General features: G+C 64.6%; 15 protein-coding genes. 3 read left to right on the top strand and 12 right to left on the bottom strand.

Annotation, left to right across the window (positions count from 1 at the left end; translation table 11 throughout):
• Window positions 1-190: 190 nt before the first annotated feature.
• Both G4G31_RS09060 and G4G31_RS09055 read left to right on the top strand, forming a co-directional pair.
• Window positions 191-925, top strand: coding sequence for a transglycosylase SLT domain-containing protein (locus G4G31_RS09060; protein WP_182991144.1), 735 nt, complete (start codon window positions 191-193; stop codon window positions 923-925).
• Window positions 926-947: 22 nt separating this feature from the next.
• A complete protein-coding gene (locus G4G31_RS09055) occupies window positions 948-1,970 on the top strand; it encodes a peptidoglycan-binding protein (protein ID WP_182991143.1) in 1,023 nt (340 codons plus the stop codon).
• 59 nt (window positions 1,971-2,029) lie between these two features.
• Here G4G31_RS09055 and G4G31_RS09050 read toward each other — a convergent pair whose 3' ends face one another.
• The 3 genes from G4G31_RS09050 to secA all read right to left on the bottom strand — a co-directional run bounded on the left by G4G31_RS09050 (window position 2,030) and on the right by secA (window position 6,755).
• Window positions 2,030-2,632, bottom strand: coding sequence for a hypothetical protein (locus G4G31_RS09050; protein WP_182991142.1), 603 nt, complete (start codon window positions 2,630-2,632; stop codon window positions 2,030-2,032).
• Between the two features lie 130 nt (window positions 2,633-2,762).
• Window positions 2,763-3,791 carry an OmpA family protein gene (locus G4G31_RS09045; protein ID WP_182991141.1) on the bottom strand — a complete coding sequence of 343 codons (1,029 nt, stop codon included), beginning with the start codon at window positions 3,789-3,791 and terminating at the stop codon, window positions 2,763-2,765.
• 183 nt (window positions 3,792-3,974) lie between these two features.
• A complete protein-coding gene (gene secA, locus G4G31_RS09040) occupies window positions 3,975-6,755 on the bottom strand; it encodes a preprotein translocase subunit SecA (RefSeq protein WP_182991140.1) in 2,781 nt (926 codons plus the stop codon).
• Window positions 6,756-7,032: 277 nt separating this feature from the next.
• On the opposite strand from secA, the gene G4G31_RS09035 reads away from it, so the two are divergent.
• A complete protein-coding gene (locus tag G4G31_RS09035; RefSeq protein ID WP_182991139.1) occupies window positions 7,033-7,503 on the top strand; it encodes a DciA family protein in 471 nt (156 codons plus the stop codon).
• Window positions 7,504-7,769: 266 nt separating this feature from the next.
• Here G4G31_RS09035 and lpxC read toward each other — a convergent pair whose 3' ends face one another.
• The 9 genes from lpxC to murC form a co-directional block, all read right to left on the bottom strand.
• Window positions 7,770-8,705 (bottom strand): UDP-3-O-acyl-N-acetylglucosamine deacetylase, encoded by a 936-nt coding sequence (lpxC, locus tag G4G31_RS09030; protein WP_182991138.1) that lies wholly within the window; start codon window positions 8,703-8,705, stop codon window positions 7,770-7,772.
• A 104-nt stretch (window positions 8,706-8,809) separates the two neighbouring features.
• The gene (locus tag G4G31_RS09025; RefSeq protein WP_182991727.1) at window positions 8,810-9,652 is read right to left on the bottom strand and encodes a DMT family transporter; all 843 of its coding nucleotides are present in this window, start codon (window positions 9,650-9,652) and stop codon (window positions 8,810-8,812) included.
• A 138-nt stretch (window positions 9,653-9,790) separates the two neighbouring features.
• On the bottom strand, window positions 9,791-10,294 hold the full coding sequence (locus tag G4G31_RS09020; protein ID WP_182991137.1) for a peroxiredoxin: 504 nt from the start codon (window positions 10,292-10,294) through the stop codon (window positions 9,791-9,793).
• Window positions 10,295-10,431: 137 nt separating this feature from the next.
• On the bottom strand, window positions 10,432-10,650 hold the full coding sequence (locus G4G31_RS09015) for a hypothetical protein (RefSeq protein WP_182991136.1): 219 nt from the start codon (window positions 10,648-10,650) through the stop codon (window positions 10,432-10,434).
• A gap of 299 nt (window positions 10,651-10,949) precedes the next feature.
• Window positions 10,950-12,143, bottom strand: coding sequence for a cell division protein FtsZ (gene ftsZ / locus G4G31_RS09010; RefSeq protein WP_182991135.1), 1,194 nt, complete (start codon window positions 12,141-12,143; stop codon window positions 10,950-10,952).
• A gap of 148 nt (window positions 12,144-12,291) precedes the next feature.
• Window positions 12,292-13,524, bottom strand: a complete 1,233-nt coding sequence (gene ftsA, locus G4G31_RS09005; RefSeq protein WP_182991134.1) for a cell division protein FtsA — start codon at window positions 13,522-13,524, stop codon at window positions 12,292-12,294.
• A gap of 12 nt (window positions 13,525-13,536) precedes the next feature.
• Window positions 13,537-14,355 carry a cell division protein FtsQ/DivIB gene (locus G4G31_RS09000; RefSeq protein WP_182991133.1) on the bottom strand — a complete coding sequence of 273 codons (819 nt, stop codon included), beginning with the start codon at window positions 14,353-14,355 and terminating at the stop codon, window positions 13,537-13,539.
• Window positions 14,356-14,357: 2 nt separating this feature from the next.
• A complete protein-coding gene (locus tag G4G31_RS08995) occupies window positions 14,358-15,314 on the bottom strand; it encodes a D-alanine--D-alanine ligase (protein ID WP_275944334.1) in 957 nt (318 codons plus the stop codon).
• A complete protein-coding gene (gene murC / locus G4G31_RS08990) occupies window positions 15,311-16,750 on the bottom strand; it encodes a UDP-N-acetylmuramate--L-alanine ligase (protein WP_182991132.1) in 1,440 nt (479 codons plus the stop codon). The genes G4G31_RS08995 and murC overlap by 4 nt, the downstream gene beginning before the upstream one ends.
• Between the last annotated feature and the right edge of the window lie 13 nt (window positions 16,751-16,763).

The following is a 16,763-nucleotide window of genomic DNA, read 5'->3' as shown; positions in this document are numbered from 1 at the left end:
GCCGGCCTTTTGTACTCATCCGTAACGCCAATCATCTCCCTTTGTCAACTCCCCGTAGGGAGAGTCGCACGCCAATTGTGCGCCCTCCAGGCGTACATATACTCGATCGCACCTGGCCTGCCGAGTTGCCCTCGGTGCCGGGTAGGTGCCCACTCCACGGGCTAATAACATGCATGACAGGAGACGGAAAATGAAGCTAACGATAAAGGCGCGGCTGCTCGTCGCGCTGTGCGCCGGCACCATGGCCGCGCCATCCGCATTCGCCGATGGCCAGCCGCGCGAACTGAGCGCCGCAGCGAAACGCTATCAGCAGTATTTCAGGGAGGCGTCGAAAGAGTTCAACGTCCCGGTCGAACTGCTCGAGTCGATCGCCTACGCGGAAAGCCGCTGGATTGCGCACGTACCGAAAGGCCAGCTGAAGAAAAGCGACGAGCCGCAAATCGAAATCGACACCGACCCGCACGGCGGCATGCCGCCCACCTACGGCATCATGGGCCTGCGCAACGACACCTATTTCGGCACCTCGCTCACGCAGGGCGCGGCCCTGATCCGCGTCTCGCCCGATGTCGTCATGACTGACGTGCGCAGCAACATCCGCGCCGCGGCCGCCCTGCTCTCGCAGTACGCCGCGCGCAAGACGAAGAACTTCCCGATCGAACAATGGGAAAGCGCGGTTGCCCGCTACAGCGGCATCCCGCAGCCGGAAGTGGCGCAAATCTACACCTATGAAATCCTGACCGCGATCCGCCAGGGCCGCGAGGGCAGCGGCTACAAGATCGGCCAGCGCCACGTCGAGATGGAAAAAGTCTATGGCAAGGACAAGCTGAGGAAGCTGTCGGCGCGCCGCATCACTTTAGAGACCGGCGTGCCCGATCCGAAGATCTCGGCACCGGACTTCGTCGACACCCCCGCCTACAACGAGTAAGCCACCCTCCTCAGGACATACCATGAAAAAGAGCATGAACGGCTTGCTTGCAGGCCTGGCCCTTGCCGCCCTCGGCATGCAGGCCCTCCCCGCCGCCGCCTCGACCGACTACCCGCCGGCGATCTGGAACCCGGCGGCCAGCTGCAACTACTCGGCGCGCACCGCCTCGGTCACCCACGTGACCATCCACACGACCCAGGGCTCCTACGCCGGCTCGATTTCCTGGTTCCAGAACTGCAGCGCGGGCGTCTCCGCCCACTACGTGATCCGCTCCTCGGACGGCCAGGTGACGCAGATGGTACGCGAGTCGAGCAAGGCCTGGCACGTCGGGAACTCGAACGGCTACACAGTCGGCATCGAGCACGAGGGCTATGTCAACGCCCCGGCCACCTGGTACACGAGCGCCATGTACAACGCCTCGGCGGCACTGACGCGCGACATCCTGGCCTCGCGCGGGCTGGCGCAGAAGGTCTACAACGGCAGCAGCGGCTGGAACGCGGTGCCTTCCGACTCGCTCTACAACGTCAAGGGCCACGTCAACTACGCCGGCCAGAGCCACACCGACCCGGGTTCGGGCTGGGACTGGCCGCGCTACAAGACCCTGGTCGCCGGCGGCACCAGCGGTGGCGGCGGCACCGGCAGCACCCTGTCCTGGCCGCTGGTCCAGTACGGCAACACGGGCGAGCGCGTGCGTACCATCCAGTACCTGCTGCAGCAATGGGGCTACAGCCTGACGGTGAACGGCAGCTTCGACACGGCCACCCAGAACGCCGTCAAGAACTTCCAGTCCTCGCACGGCCTGGGCGCCGACGGCGTCGTCGGCAACGCCACCTGGCCGGCCCTGACCATCGTCACCCAGCAGGGCGACTCGGGCGCCAAGGTGCGCGCCGTCCAGAGCCAGCTCAACGAAAGCGGCTATGGCCTGGTAGTGGACGGCATCTTCGGTTCGGGCACCAACAGCGCGGTACGCAGCTTCCAGAGCGCCAAGGGCCTGGGCGTGGATGGGATCGTTGGGGACAATACCTGGAACAAGATGGCCTGGTAAAGCGCGGGTTGTCCCGCGGCCCGGCAGCGGCGTCCCTCGGGACGCCGTTATTGCCTCGATCACCCCTGGCAGGCGCCGATGCGGGTCAGGCGCTGCACCGTTTTCTGCTCCAGCGCGCCCCTGCCGGAGCGCATGGCCGCCGCTGCCTCGGGCGGTATGTCGGCCTGCCCCATCTCGCTGGCGCTGGCCTGCATCTGCTTGAACAGGGCCAGCGAGCGCTGGGCTTCGGCGCGTTCCTGGGCATTGCCTTCCCGCGCCATCTTCTCGGCCATCGCACGCAGGAAGGGCAGGCCGCCCGCCGCTTCGGAGCCCAGCGGCGGCCGTTTGATGACCGATTCGGTCACCGACTCCCAGGTCTTCTCGTCGAGCCGGCGCAGCGTGGTCTTGATCCGGCCCCACGGGCAATCGTTGACCGAGACCATGCTGTCACCCACGACTTCGCCCTTGGCCGCCTTGCAGCCGTCCTTGAGCAGCTCCCTCGGGATGTCGACGGTCTTGACGGGGCGGATGCAGACACGCTGCGGCCCTTCCCCTGCCACGGCGTAGCTGCCGCGGCTGCCGTCGCTGCGGCGGAACCGGCTGTCGACGTTGCCGGTCCGGGGATCGGTCACGCTGCGGATGTCCGGGGAGCCGGCGGCATCGCTGCGGCTGGTGTCGCTCACGGTCTCGACACGGGTACAGCCCCGGCGGCATCAGGAAACGGCTGTCGGGCGCGGCAACGGCGCCCTGCGCGAGCGCGAGCGTGCAGACGGCTGCAAGGAATATACGATGCTGATTCATCCTTTTTCCCCATCAACGCAGCACCAGCTCGACGCGGCGGTTGCGCGCGCGGCTGTCGTCGGCTTCGTTGGATGCCACCGGCGCCAGGTTGGCAACGCCGCGCGCCGTCATGCGGTTTGCGGCGATGCCGTAGCGGGTGCTCAGGGCCTCGGCCACGGCCTGGGCGCGCCGCTGCGACAGTCCCAGGTTGTTCTCGAAGTCGCCCTGGTTGTCGGTGTGGCCGACGATGAACACCTTGAGGTTCGGGGCCGCCTTCAGGGCTTCGGCCATCTGCTTGAGCTGCTCGTCCGAGTCGGGGCGCAGCACGGCCTTGTTGGTATCGAAGTTCACGCCATACAGGGCGATCTTGCCGTCACGCTTGAGGATGTCTCCAATGGCCTTGGCATCGACCGTCACCTTGCCGGTCTGCGCGGTGGCCGGTTCCACGACCTGGACCAGCTGCTGCACACGCCCAGCCGTCTTGCCGGACCCGGAATCGATGGACATCGCGACCTGCACGTAGACATGGCCGCTTCCGGCCGCCTTGCGCGCGCTGACCAGGTTGAAGCCGGGCTGGTAGCCGCTGTTGAACATGCTGCGGGCCATGACATTGCTGCCGATTCCCCTGGCTTCCTTGGGCAGTTCCTGCACCAGCTTCTGGACCTTGTCCTTCACGCACTGGGGTTCTTCGCAGGCGTAGACGACCTGGAAGCCTGCCGCTTCGAGCGCCTGGCGATAATTGCGCAACACTTCCAGCGCAGCGGCGCCCTTCGGTCCGAAGTAGAAGCGATTGGTGATGCGCCCTTCCACCTGGCGCAGGACCGGCTTGCCTTTCTCCAGGTCGACGACCCGCGTGAACCCGAGCGGCTCGCCGCCGGCCGCGTCCAGGATCGAGCCCTGGTAGCGCGACACCACCGGGCTGTCGCTCGCGCCCGGGATATCGCGCAGCTCCGCGGCGGACGCCATGCCCAGCGCCAGCGCTGCCACACCCAGCATGCCTGCGCGCGCGATGCGTCCCGAGTGGATGCGCCACAAGGCGCCGAATGTCCTGTTGATCTGCATGCCCGCCTCTCCCATGGTCTTGACGTACCGAAGAGCCGGATTGTAGCGCGTTACGAACGCGCAAAATCTCACGAAATTACACTTTTTACAACAATTGCGCGGGGCATGGCAAGGCAGCCCATCGGCCAAAAAAAACGGCCGGATTGCTCCGGCCGTTCTTGCTCATGCGAAACGCAATGCTGCTTACGCCAGCTTGCCGTGGCAAGCCTTGAACTTCTTGCCGCTGCCGCAAGGGCAAGGGTCGTTGCGGCCGACTTTCACGCCCATGTAGGTGCTGTGGTCTTCAGCCGCCACCGCGCTCGACGAGCCCGTCGGGTTCGGTGCGAGCAATTCTTCCGGCGCCGCGGCCGGGTTGAAGTCGGCGTGCTGGTAGTTGATGTTTTCCAGGTGCGCCGCCTGGGCCGCCATGGCCGCTTCCGCCGCCTCGACTTCCTCGCGGGTCTGGATACGCACGGTCATCACGGTGCGGATGACTTCGTTCTTGATCTGGTCCAGCATGGCGCCGAACAGTTCGAAGGCTTCGCGCTTGTATTCCTGCTTCGGGTTCTTCTGCGCGTAGCCGCGCAGGTGGATGCCCTGGCGCAGGTGATCCAGCGCCGACAGGTGCTCGCGCCAGTGGGTATCGACGCTTTGCAGCATGACGTTGCGCTCGAAGCCGCCGAAGGCATCCTTGCCGACGATGGAGATCTTGCTGTTGTAGGAAGCGTCGGCCGCGGCCAGCACTTTTTCCAGGATGTCGTCGTCGTTCAGGTTCGGCTCGTCGACCAGCATCTGCTCGAGCGGGACGTCCAGCGCCCATTCCGCAGCCAGCACCGACTGCAGCGACTTGATGTCCCACTGCTCTTCGACCGACTCGGCGGGCACGTAGGTGCGCACGACGTCGGTGAACACGCCGGCGCGCAGCGAGGCGATCAGCTCGGAGATGTCGGTCGCTTCCAGCAGCTCGTTACGCTGGCTGTAGATCACCTTGCGCTGGTCGTTGGCGACGTCGTCGTATTCGAGCAGCTGCTTGCGGATGTCGAAGTTGCGGGCCTCGACCTTGCGTTGGGCGGTCTCGATGGAGCGGGTCACGATGCCCGCCTCGATCGGCTCGCCTTCCGGCATTTTGAGGCGTTCCATGATGGCGCGCACGCGGTCGCCCGCGAAGATGCGCAGCAGCGGATCGTCCAGGCACAGGTAGAAGCGCGAGGAACCCGGGTCGCCCTGGCGGCCGGAACGGCCACGCAGCTGGTTGTCGACGCGGCGCGACTCATGGCGCTCGGTACCGATGATGTGCAGGCCGCCGGCGCCGACCACGTGGTCGTGCAGCGACTGCCATTCGTCGATCAGCTTCTGCGACTGGGCGGCCTTGTCGGCTTCCGAGAGCTCGTTGTTCGCTTCGATGATCTGGATCTGCTTCTCGACATTGCCGCCCAGGACGATGTCGGTACCGCGGCCGGCCATGTTGGTGGCGATCGTGATCATCTTCGGACGGCCCGCCTGGGCGATGATTTCCGCTTCACGGGCGTGCTGCTTGGCGTTGAGGACGTTGTGCGGCAGCTTGGCCTTGGTCAGGATGCCTGAGAGCAGTTCCGAGTTCTCGATCGAGGTGGTACCCACCAGTACCGGCTGGCCGCGCTCGTAGCAGTCGCGGATGTCGATGAGCATCGCGTTGTACTTTTCCTGCGCCGACTTGTACACCTGGTCCTGGCGGTCCTTGCGCTGCGAAGGACGGTTCGGCGGGATGACGACGGTTTCGAGGCCGTAGATTTCCTGGAACTCATAGGCTTCCGTGTCGGCGGTACCGGTCATGCCGGACAGCTTGGTGTACATGCGGAAGTAGTTCTGGAAGGTGATCGAGGCCAGGGTCTGGTTCTCGTTCTGGATGCGCACGCCTTCCTTGGCTTCCACGGCCTGGTGCAGGCCGTCGGACCAGCGGCGGCCCGTCATCAGGCGGCCGGTGAATTCGTCGACGATGGTGACTTCGTTGTTCTGCACCACGTAGTGCTGGTCCTTGTGGTACAGGACGTGCGCGCGCAGGGCCGCGTACAGGTGGTGGATCAGCGTGATGTTGGCTGCGTCATAGAGCGAGGCGCCTTCCGGCAGCAGGCCCATTTTGGTCAGGATGGCCTCGGCCTTTTCGTGGCCGGCTTCGGTCAGCAGCACGGTGTGCGCTTTTTCGTCCTTGGTGTAGTCGCCCGGGACTTCGACCTCGCCCTTGCCGTCCGGCGTTTCTTCACCGATCTGCAGGGTCAGCTGCGGCGGTACCTCGTTCATGCGGTGGTACAGGTCGGTGTGGTTCTCGGCCTGGCCGGAAATGATCAAGGGCGTACGCGCTTCGTCGATCAGGATCGAGTCCACTTCGTCGACCACGGCAAAGTTCAGGCCGCGCTGCACGCGTTCGCGCGCCTCGTAGACCATGTTGTCGCGCAGGTAGTCGAAACCGAATTCGTTGTTGGTACCGTAGGTGATGTCGGAACCATAGGCGGTCTGCTTGCTGTCGTGGTCCATCTGCGACAGGTTCACGCCCGTGGTGAGGCCGAGCCAGCCGTACAGGCGGCCCATCGAATCGGCGTCGCGCTGGGCCAGGTAATCGTTGACGGTGATGACGTGCACGCCCTTGCCCGACAGTGCGTTCAGGTAGACCGGCAGGGTTGCCATCAGGGTCTTGCCTTCGCCCGTGCCCATTTCGGCGATCTTGCCCTGGTGCAGGACCATGCCGCCGATCATTTGCACGTCGAAGTGGCGCATCTTCAGCACACGTTTCGCGGCTTCGCGACAGACGGCAAAGGCTTCCGGCAGGATGTCGTCGAGCGACTCGCCATTGGCGACGCGTTCCTTGAACTGGGGGGTCTTGGCCTGGAGATCGGCGTCCGACAGCTTCTCCATCTCCGGCTCGAGCGCGTTGATCTGACGCACGGTTTTTTGGTATTGCTTGAGCAGACGCTGGTTGCGGCTGCCGAAAATCTGGGTCAGTAATGACATGCTAAGTTTCTTAAAAAGGACGCCGCTAAAAGAGCAAGGATGATATCAAAAAGATACCGGCCTGAGACCGCCTATGGCGAAAAGCGACTGATTTTATCATGCGATCCGGCCACACTTGGGGGTTGTGGGCTAGATAACAAGGTTCGTGCGCGAAAGAATGTTATCAAATTGCATCGTCCACTGCCGCATGCTACGGGAAGTGCCGGCTTGTGGTATGTTGGCGCCTGTTTTCACCGATCTTCCGGGCGCGCCCCGCGCCACCACCTTCCACCGACCCATGCATATCTACGGCACCCGCGACCGCCAGACGTCGAAAGAGGCGACCGACTTCCTGCGTTCGAACGAACGCATGGCGCGCCTGCTGCCGACCGCCATGCGCATGGCCGACCTGCAGCGCGACGTCGGCGCCGCCCTGCCCTCGATGTTCGGCAACTGCGACGTCCTGTCCTTCCGGGAGGGGGTGCTGGTGCTGGTCGTGCCGAGTTCGGCGGTGGCCGCGCGCCTGAAGCAGCAACTGCCCAAGCTGCAGTCCACCCTGCTCGGGCGCGGCTGGCAGGTCAGCTCCACGCGCCTGAAGGTGCAGGTGACGCGCGCGATGCCCGAGCGGGTAGAGACGCGCGTGCTGGAATTGCCGCCGACGGCGGTGGATGCGTTCGAGGAACTGGGAGAAAGCCTGCCGGAGACGCCGCAGAACGCGGCGCTGGTGGCGGCGATCAAGCGGCTGGCCGCCAGGCGGCGCGCGGGTTGAACGCCGCGCAACCGATCGAAGGGCCCAGGGCAGGGGCCGCCGAGGCAGAACCGTAGGTGGAGTCCTGACTCCACGCGGTCCCACCCTTCGGATAGCGGCGCCCTTGCACCGGCCGGTGCGCCTGCGAATACGATGTCTCATCGGTTCGACTATGGCGCACTTCGCCTTTGATCATGTGATGACCCCGCGTGGAGTCAGGACTCCACCCTACGTCGCCAATGCGCCCGTCAAACGGCGAGCACATGGTTCCCGTCACGCCGCACCCGTCAGCTCCAGGCCCACTCTTCCTTCATCTGCTTCACATACGAAGCCGGCGCGCCCTCGAGCGCGTCGAAGGACACGATCTCGTAGGCATCCGGCCGCGCCAGCAAGGCGCGCAGCAGGTCGTTGTTGAGGGCGTGGCCGGACTTGTGCGCCTCGTAGGCCGCCAGCAGCGGGTGGCCCACCAGGTAGAGGTCGCCGATGGCGTCGAGGATCTTGTGGCGCACGAACTCGTCGTCGTAGCGCAGGCCGTCCGCATTCAGGATGCGGTATTCGTCCATCACGATCGCGTTTTCCAGCGAGCCGCCACGTGCCAGGCCCATGCCGCGCAGGCTTTCCACATCCTGCATGAAGCCGAAGGTGCGGGCGCGCGCCACGTCGTGCACGTAGGACACCTGGGCGAAATCGACCGAGGCGTTCTGGGTCGTGCCGTCCACCGCCGGGTGGTTGAACTCGATGAAGAAATCGAGCTTGAAGCCGTCGTGGGGTTTCAGCCGCGCCCATTTTTCGGCATTGCCGGTGCCCTGGCGCACTTCGACTTCCTTCAGCACGCGGATGAATTTCTTCGGCGCATCCTGATCCTGCACGCCGGCTTGCTGCAGCAGGAAGACGAAGGACGAGGCCGAGCCGTCCATGATCGGGATTTCCTCGGCCGTCACTTCAATATAGAGGTTGTCGATGCCCAGGCCGGCACAGGCCGACATCAGGTGTTCGACCGTGGACACGCGGGCGTCGTTCTTGACCAGCACCGAGGCCATGCGCGTATCGCCCACCACTTCCGCGCTCGATGGGAATTCGACCACCGGGTCGAGGTCGACGCGGCGGAACACGATGCCGGTATTGCTGGGTGCCGGGCGCAGCGTCAGCTCGACCTTGCGGCCCGAATGCAGGCCGACGCCGATGGTGCGCACCAGTTCTTTGATGGTTCGTTGTTTGAGCATGCGCCGATTATATATGCGCTTGCCAATCGGTGCCGGGCTCGGCCCTTGCAGAGAGGCAACAGCTCAGCCATACGCTGCGGACGCGCGACACACTGAAGCGTGTCTCAGGGGTGCTCGGCTTCGCTGTGGCTTTTCTCGTGGCGAATCAGGTACAGCCCGCTGCCGACGATGATCGCCGCGCCCAGCAGCGTGTAGCCGTCGGGCAGGGTTTGCCAGAGTAGCCAGTCGATCGCCACGCCCCAGGCCAGGGCGGAATACTCGAACGGCGCCACGACCGACGCCTGCCCATGGCTGAAGGCCTCGGTGATGGCCAGCTGGCCAAAAAAGCCGCTCACGGCCAGCCCGCACAGCAGCCACGCATGGGCAGGATCCAGGTCTACCCACTCGGGCGCGGCCAGGACGGTGGCGCCGACCGCCATCATCAGCATCAGCCAGAACATGATCTGCTCGCTGCTGTCGGAGCGGGCCAGCACGCGCGCGCCGATGGCGGAGATGGCATAGCAGACGGCCGAGCCGAGGATGGCCAGGCCGCCGAGCGTGAGCATGCCCTCGCCTTCCGGCCGCAACACAACCAGCACGCCGCCCATGCCCACCGCGATCGCCATCCAGCGCGCCAGGTTTACTTTTTCCTTCAGTACGAACACGGACAAGGCCGTGATCAGGGCCGGTGCAATGAAGAAGATCGAATACGCCTCGGCCAGCGAGAGTTTCTTGAGACCGTAGGCGAACAGGGCCAGCATCGCGATGCCGACGGCCGCCCTCAGCAACTGCAGCGACCAGCGTACCCGCAGCATCGAGCCGAAGCGTCCGCGCCAGGCCACCCAGGCGCACACCAGCGGCAGGGACGACAGCGAGCGCAGCGCCGCCACCTGCATTGCCGGGTAGTGCGCCGACAGCAGCTTCATGGCCGTGTCCATCAGTGCGAACATGGCCACTGCGGCCAGCATCGCGTAGATGCTGCGCAGGTTGCCGGAAATGTGGCGCATGTGCCGGGCCTTTCGGTGATTCGATGAGAACAAAAACGGCGCCGAGGCGCCGTTCTGGTGGTATCTGAACTGCGAGCTCGACTGCGAGCCGGACCGGGATCAGCCCAGTTGCGCCAGCAGCGTTTCCGCCTTCGACAGTTCGAAACCGCCCTGCTCCACGTTCAGCTGGGTGACGACGCCGTCTTCGACCAGCATCGAATAGCGCTGCGAGCGCGTGCCCATGCCGTGCTTGGAGAAATCGGCGTCCAGGCCGAGGGCCTTGCTGAAGGCGGCGTTACCGTCGGCCATCATGCGCACGATGCCAGTGGCCTTCTGTTCGCGGCCCCAGGCGCCCATGACGAACGCGTCGTTGACCGAGATGCACCAGATTTCGTCGACGCCCTTGGCCTTGAACGCCTCGGCATTCTGGACGAAGCCCGGCACGTGCTGGGCCGAGCAGGTTGGCGTGAAGGCGCCCGGCAGGCCGAAGATCGCGATCTTCTTGCCAGCGGCCAGCTTGGTTACCTCGAAGGTATTCGGACCGAGCGCGCAGCCTTCGGTTGCGGTCTCGATGTATTCAGCCAGGGTGCCTTCCGGCAGGCGGTCGCCAATCTTGATGCTCATGCGGTACTCCTCAAGTGTTATTTTGGAAAGGCCGCAGTATGCCTGAACTGGCGTGGGCTTGCACGGGACGCCCCCGGAAGAGCAAGAAGGATCGCTGGGCGGCGCATGGCCGCCCAGCTTGTCACAACGGGAAGGGCTTACTTGATCTGCTTGTTATCTTGCAAGCCAGGCCAGATATCGGAGGCTTCGGCCATGGCGGCCGCACTTTCCTCCTCGAATGCCGGACTGGTCTGGTTCGTATCGTCCGTGGTCGTCTCGATCGTGATCTTGTCGGTGGGCGTGGGCTCGACACCGCCGCCGATGGCGACTGCGGTAGACATCGCCAGGATGACACCAATTACAACGGTCTTGTTCATGAAATTTCTCCAGTGAGATCCAAAAATGCTCTTCGTTGTTTTGATTAAAAGCACCGACAATGCCAGCGCCAGGCGATACCGATCAAACCGATAAGCCGGGCAACATGAGGGTGGGAAAATTATGCCACGATTGTTCATGGAACTTGTGCTTCTGGAAAAATTTATTATTTTCTCGTCCAGACTCCTGTTGCGCGACCGACATTGCGGCGGCGCACGCCCGCACAGCCGTGACGGCCAGAAAAAAACCGGGACCGCAGCTTGCGCCACGGTCCCGGTTTTGAATCGAACTGTCGACAAGCTTAGTCGGCTTGCTTGCGCAGGAAGGCCGGAATGTCGTAGGTCTCGACGCCGTTGTTCTGCATCGCACGCACCTGCTCGGATGCCTGCTCGCGGCGCCACACGGCCGGCTGCTTCATGCCGTCGTTGCCGCCGATACCGGCCGCACCCATGGTCACGCCCCCGGTCAGCGGGGTCGTGCCCATCATCGGCGCGTTGTAGGTACCGGTGCGCAGCACCTGCTGCGGCTGCACCAGCTGCATCTTCTTGTTCTTGCCCAGGCCGGTCGCGACCACGGTCACGCGGATCTCGTCGCCCATCGAATCGTCGTAGGCGATGCCCTGTGCGATCGACGCGTCCGGTGCGGCAAAAGCGCGCACGGCAGCCATGACTTCCTTGATCTCCTTGCCTTTCAGGCCGCGCGACGCGGTGACGTTCACCAGCACGCCCTTGGCACCCGACAGGTCGATACCGTCGAGCAGCGGCGAAGCGACCGCCTGTTCGGCCGCGATGCGCGCGCGGTCGACGCCGGCGGCGGTGGCCGTCCCCATCATGGCCTTGCCCTGCTCGCTCATGATGGTCTTGACGTCGTTGAAGTCGACGTTGATGTGGCCCGGCACATTGATGATCTCGGCGATACCGGCGACGGCGTTGTTCAGGACGTCGTCGGCGTGCTTCATCCACTCGAGCATCGATTCGTCTTCGTAGATCTCTTCCAGCTTTTCGTTGAGGATGATGATCAGGGAGTCGACGTGCTTCGACAGTTCTTCCAGGCCCTGCTCGGCGATGTCCATGCACTTCTGGCCCTCGTAGGAGAAGGGCTTGGAGACCACGGCCACCGTCAGGGCGCCCATGGTTTTCGCCACTTCGGCCACGATGGGCGCGGCGCCGGTGCCGGTACCGCCGCCCATGCCGGCGGCGATGAAGACCATGTGCGCGCCGCGCAGCGAATCCTCGATGCGCGAACGGGTCTGCTCGGCCAGCTGGCGGCCGACTTCAGGACGCATGCCGGCGCCGAGGCCCGACTCGCCGATCTGGATGATGTTGTTCGCGCTCGATGCGGCAAGCGCCTGGGCATCGGTGTTGGCGGCGATGAACTCGACGCCGGAGACGCCCTTGTTGATCATGTGCTGCACCGCGTTGCCGCCTGCACCACCCACGCCGACGACTTTGATCACCGTTCCCAGTGCTGCGTTATCGACCATATCGAACTCCATGATGTGACTCCCTAATATTCAAGTGCAGTATCTACGCGTCAAGCTCGTAAGGTTATCAGGCTTGAAGGCCGGACACTGCTAAGTAATGTAAAAAAATATGCTTTTTGTATCGAATCAAAGACGCTGAATCGGGTGCTGTACGTGCTGCTTAAAAATTCCCCAAGAACCATTCCTTCATACGCTGCCACACCGCCTTTACCGAGCCGTCCTGCCTAGTCACGATGTGGCCCCGCAAATACTGTTTTTTCGCTTCCAGCAGCAGGCCGAGCACCGTGGCGTAGCGGGGGCTACGCACGACGTCGGCCAGCTGGCCGCGATACTCCGGCGTGCCAAGGCGCGCCGGTTTCAGGAAAATGTCTTCCGCCATGTCGATCATGCCGGGCATGATCGCGGTGCCGCCGGTGAGGACGATGCCCGACGAGAGCACGCCCTCGTAGCCCGATTCGTGCACCACCTGCTGCACCATCGCGAACAGCTCCTCGACGCGCGGCTCGATCACGGCGGCCAGCGCCTGGCGCGAGAGCGCGCGCGGACCGCGGTCGCCCAGGCCCGGCACTTCCGGGGTTTCGCCCGGATCGGCCAGCGCCTGCTTGGCCACGCCGTAGCGCAGCTTGATTTCCTCGGCTTCGCCGGTCGGCGTGCGCAGCGCCATCGCGATGTCGCTGGTGATCTGGTCGCCGGCGATCGGGATCACGGCCGTGTGGCGGATGGCGCCATCGCTGAACACGGCGATGTCGGTGGTGCCGCCGCCGATGTCGATCAGGACCACGCCGAGTTCCTTCTCGTCGTGGGTCAGCACCGCGTCGGCCGAGGCCATCGGCTGCAGGATCAGGTCCGACACTTCCAGGCCGCAGCGGCGCACGCACTTGACGATGTTCTGCACCGCCGACACCGCGCCGGTGACGATGTGCACGCGCACCTCCAGGCGGATGCCGCTCATGCCGATCGGCTCGCGCACGTCTTCCTGGTTGTCGACGATGAACTCCTGCGGCACCGTATGCAGCAGCTGCTGGTCGGTCGGGATATTCACTGCCTTGGCCGTCTCGATCACGCGGGCGACGTCGGTGGCGGTGACTTCCTTGTCCTTGATCGCCACCATGCCGCTCGAGTTGAACGAACGGATATGGCTGCCCGCGATGCCGGCATACACGTTGCGGATCTTGCAGTCGGCCATCAGCTCGGCCTCCTCGAGCGCGCGCTGGATCGATTCGACCGTGGCCTCGATGTTGACGACCACGCCCTTCTTCAATCCTTTCGACTCGTGCTGACCGAGGCCGATGACCTCGTGGCGTCCGTCGGACATCACCTCGGCCACGACCGCCACCACCTTCGAGGTGCCGATGTCGAGGCCGACGATCAGGTTTTTCGCGTCTTTTGTCATTGCTCGCCTGCTTTAGATATGCTTGGTTGTCTTGTTGGTACTTGGTTTTTTCTTTGCTGCCTTGACCGGCTTGCTCGCATCGGCCGGCACGCTCAGGGCCGCGGACGACAATGCCAGTCCGTTCGCGTAACGCGTGTCGATCGTGTCGATGCGGCCTTCCTGCAATCGCGCCACCAGCTGCGGGTAGACACCCACCAGGCGCAGTACGCGCGCCTTGACGGTGTCCTTGTCCTGCTCGCGGCCGAGCTCCACGCTCATGCCGTTGTCCAGCTTGACCGTCCAGGCGTAGCGCGAGGACAGCGACAGCGCCTGCGGCACCAGCTGCACCGGCGCAAACCAGGAACGCAGCTCGGAAAAGCGCGCCAGCACTTCCTTCTCGCTGCCGACCGGGCCCGCGAAGGCCGGCAGCTCGTGGTCGTCGTCGGCTTCGGCCAGGTTGGCGGTAAACACATCGCCCTTCACCGACAGCAGGCGGCCTTCGCCCCAGGTGCCGAGCGCCACGTGTTCCTCGACCTCGACGATCAGCTGGTTCGGCCACTCGCGCCGCACCGTTGCGCGGCGCACCCAGGGCACCGCCTCGAAAGTCGTGCGTACCTGGTCCAGGTCGGTCGTGAAGAAGTTCCCGCGCAGCTTGCCCAGGACGCTGTTCCTGACCGTCAGTTCGTTCACGTGCTTCAGTTCCATGCCGTACAGGCTCTCGACACGCACGCCGCGCAGGGTGAACATCGGGCGCTGCGACAACCACCACACCCCGCTTGCGATGGCCGCGAGCAGGGTTGCCGCCAGCAGTGCGCTGGCGGTGGCGTTGAGGGCGCGTACGTCATGCCACATGCTTATCCTTGTGCCTTCACCATCTTGCAGCGCGCCGAGCGCAGGATCTCGATGCACAGGTCTTCATAGCCGATGCCCACCGCGCGCGCCGCCATCGGCACCAGCGAGTGGCCCGTCATGCCGGGCGAGGTATTCACCTCCAGCAGGAAGGGACGCATGTCGCTCTCGCGCACCAGCACGTCGACGCGGCCCCAGCCCTCGCAGCCGAGCGCGCGGTAGGCGGCGACGGCGTGACGCTGGATTTCCTCGGTCAACTCCGCGGGAAGCTGGGCCGGGCAGTGGTATTGCGTGTCGTCGGTGAAGTACTTGTTCTGGTAGTCGTAGTTGCCTTCCGGAGCGACGATTTCGACGATCGGCAGCGCGCGCGCGTCCTTGCCCGAACCGAGCACGGCGACCGTGAACTCGCGGCCGGTGACGAACTCCTCGACCAGCACGGTTTCGTCGAAACCGGCGGCCAGGGCGACCGCCGCTTCCAGTTCCTCGGCGGCGTTCACCTTCGTGATGCCAATGGTCGAGCCTTCGAGCGGCGGCTTGACGATCAGCGGCAGGCCGAGGTCGCCCACGATGGCGTCGAGGTCGGCGCCCGGCGCCACCGTCGCATAGCGCGGGGTCGGGATGCCTTTCGACAGCCAGATGATCTTGGTCGTGATCTTGTCCATGCCCACCGACGAGGCCATGACGCCGCTGCCGGTGTAGGGAATGCCGAGCTGCTCGAGGGCGCCCTGCAGGCTGCCGTCTTCGCCGTAGCGGCCGTGCAGCGCGATGAAGACGCAATCGAATCGTTCGGCCGCCAGCTCGGCGATGCTGCGCTCGGCCGGATCGAAGGCATGGGCATCGATGCCGCGGCTCGTCAAGGCGTTCAGCACGCCGGTGCCCGACATGATCGACACATCGCGCTCGGCCGAACGGCCGCCGAACAGGACGCCGACCTTGCCGAAGTTGGTCAGGATTTCACTCATGATGCGACCTTCAAGGTTGGTTGTTGCGCTGGCTGTGGCGCTTGTTGCGCAGTCCGTTGCGCAGTCAGCTGATTCGGAATGCCGCTGATCGAACCCGCGCCCATGGTCAGCACGACGTCGCCGTCACGTGCCACCTGGCGGATCGCGTCGGGCATCTCGGCGATGGTTTCCACGAAAATCGGTTCGACCTTGCCGCCGGCGCGCAGCGAACGGGCGAGAGTACGCCCATCGGCGCCGACGATGGGCATCTCTCCCGCTGAGTACACTTCCGCCAGCAGCAGCACGTCCGGGGTCGACAGGACCTTGACGAAGTCTTCGAACAGGTCGCGCGTGCGGCTGTAGCGGTGCGGCTGGAAAGCCAGCACCAGGCGCCGGCCCGGGTAGGCGGCGCGCGCCGCGGCCAGCGTCACCTCGGTCTCGACCGGGTGGTGGCCGAAGTCGTCGACCAGGGTGAAGCTGCCGCCACCCTCCAATGCGACTTCGCCGTAGCGGGTGAAGCGGCGGCCGACGCCGCGGAATTCCAGCAGGCCCTGGGCGGTGGCCGCGTCATCGATGCCGATCTCGCGCGCAATCGCAATGGCCGAGCAGGCGTTGAGCACGTTGTGCATGCCCGGCTGGTTCAGCACGAACTTCGTATCCGGATAGCCTTCCTGGCGCACCGTGAAGTGCATGTGCACGCCGTCGGCATAGGCGTCGAGAGCGCGCACTTGCGCATCTTCCGAGAAGCCGTAGGTCGTCACGGGTTTCGTCACCTGCGGCAGGATCGCGCGCACGTGGCGGTCGTCGATGCACAGCATCACGCGGCCATAGAACGGCAGGCGGTGCGTGAAATTCACGAAAGCGGCCTTGAGCTTTTCGAAATCGTGCTCGTAGGTCTCCATGTGGTCGGCGTCGATGTTGGTGATGACCTCGATGATCGGCGTCAGATTCAGGAAGGAGGCGTCCGATTCGTCGGCTTCGGCGACGATGTAGTCGCCGGTGCCGAGTTTCGCGTTCGCGCCGGCGCTGTTCAACTTGCCGCCGATGACGAAGGTCGGATCCAGGCCGCCCTGGGCCAGCACCGAGGCGACCAGGCTGGTCGTCGTGGTCTTGCCGTGGGTGCCGGCAATGGCGATGCCGCGTTTCAGGCGCATCAGCTCGCCCAGCATGATCGCGCGCGGTACGACGGGCACCTGCGCGGCGCGCGCGGCCACCACTTCCGGATTGGCTTCGTTCACCGCGGTCGAGGTGACGACGGCGTCGGCACCGAGGATGTTGTCGGCGGCGTGGCCGAGGTAGACGCGCGCGCCCAGGTCCTTCAGGCGGCTGCTGGCGGCATTGCTGCCCAGGTCCGAACCCGACACCTTGTAGCCGAGATTGAGCAGCACCTCGGCGATGCCGCTCATGCCGCTGCCACCGATGCCGACGAAGTGAATATGCTTGATCTTGTGTTTCATTGTCTGTTCTTCG

It is taken from the genome of Massilia sp. Se16.2.3 (assembly GCF_014171595.1).
GTDB lineage: Bacteria > Pseudomonadota > Gammaproteobacteria > Burkholderiales > Burkholderiaceae_D > Telluria.
Note: the sequence above shows the minus strand (reverse complement) of the source record. Positions and strands in the feature narration are given on the sequence as shown.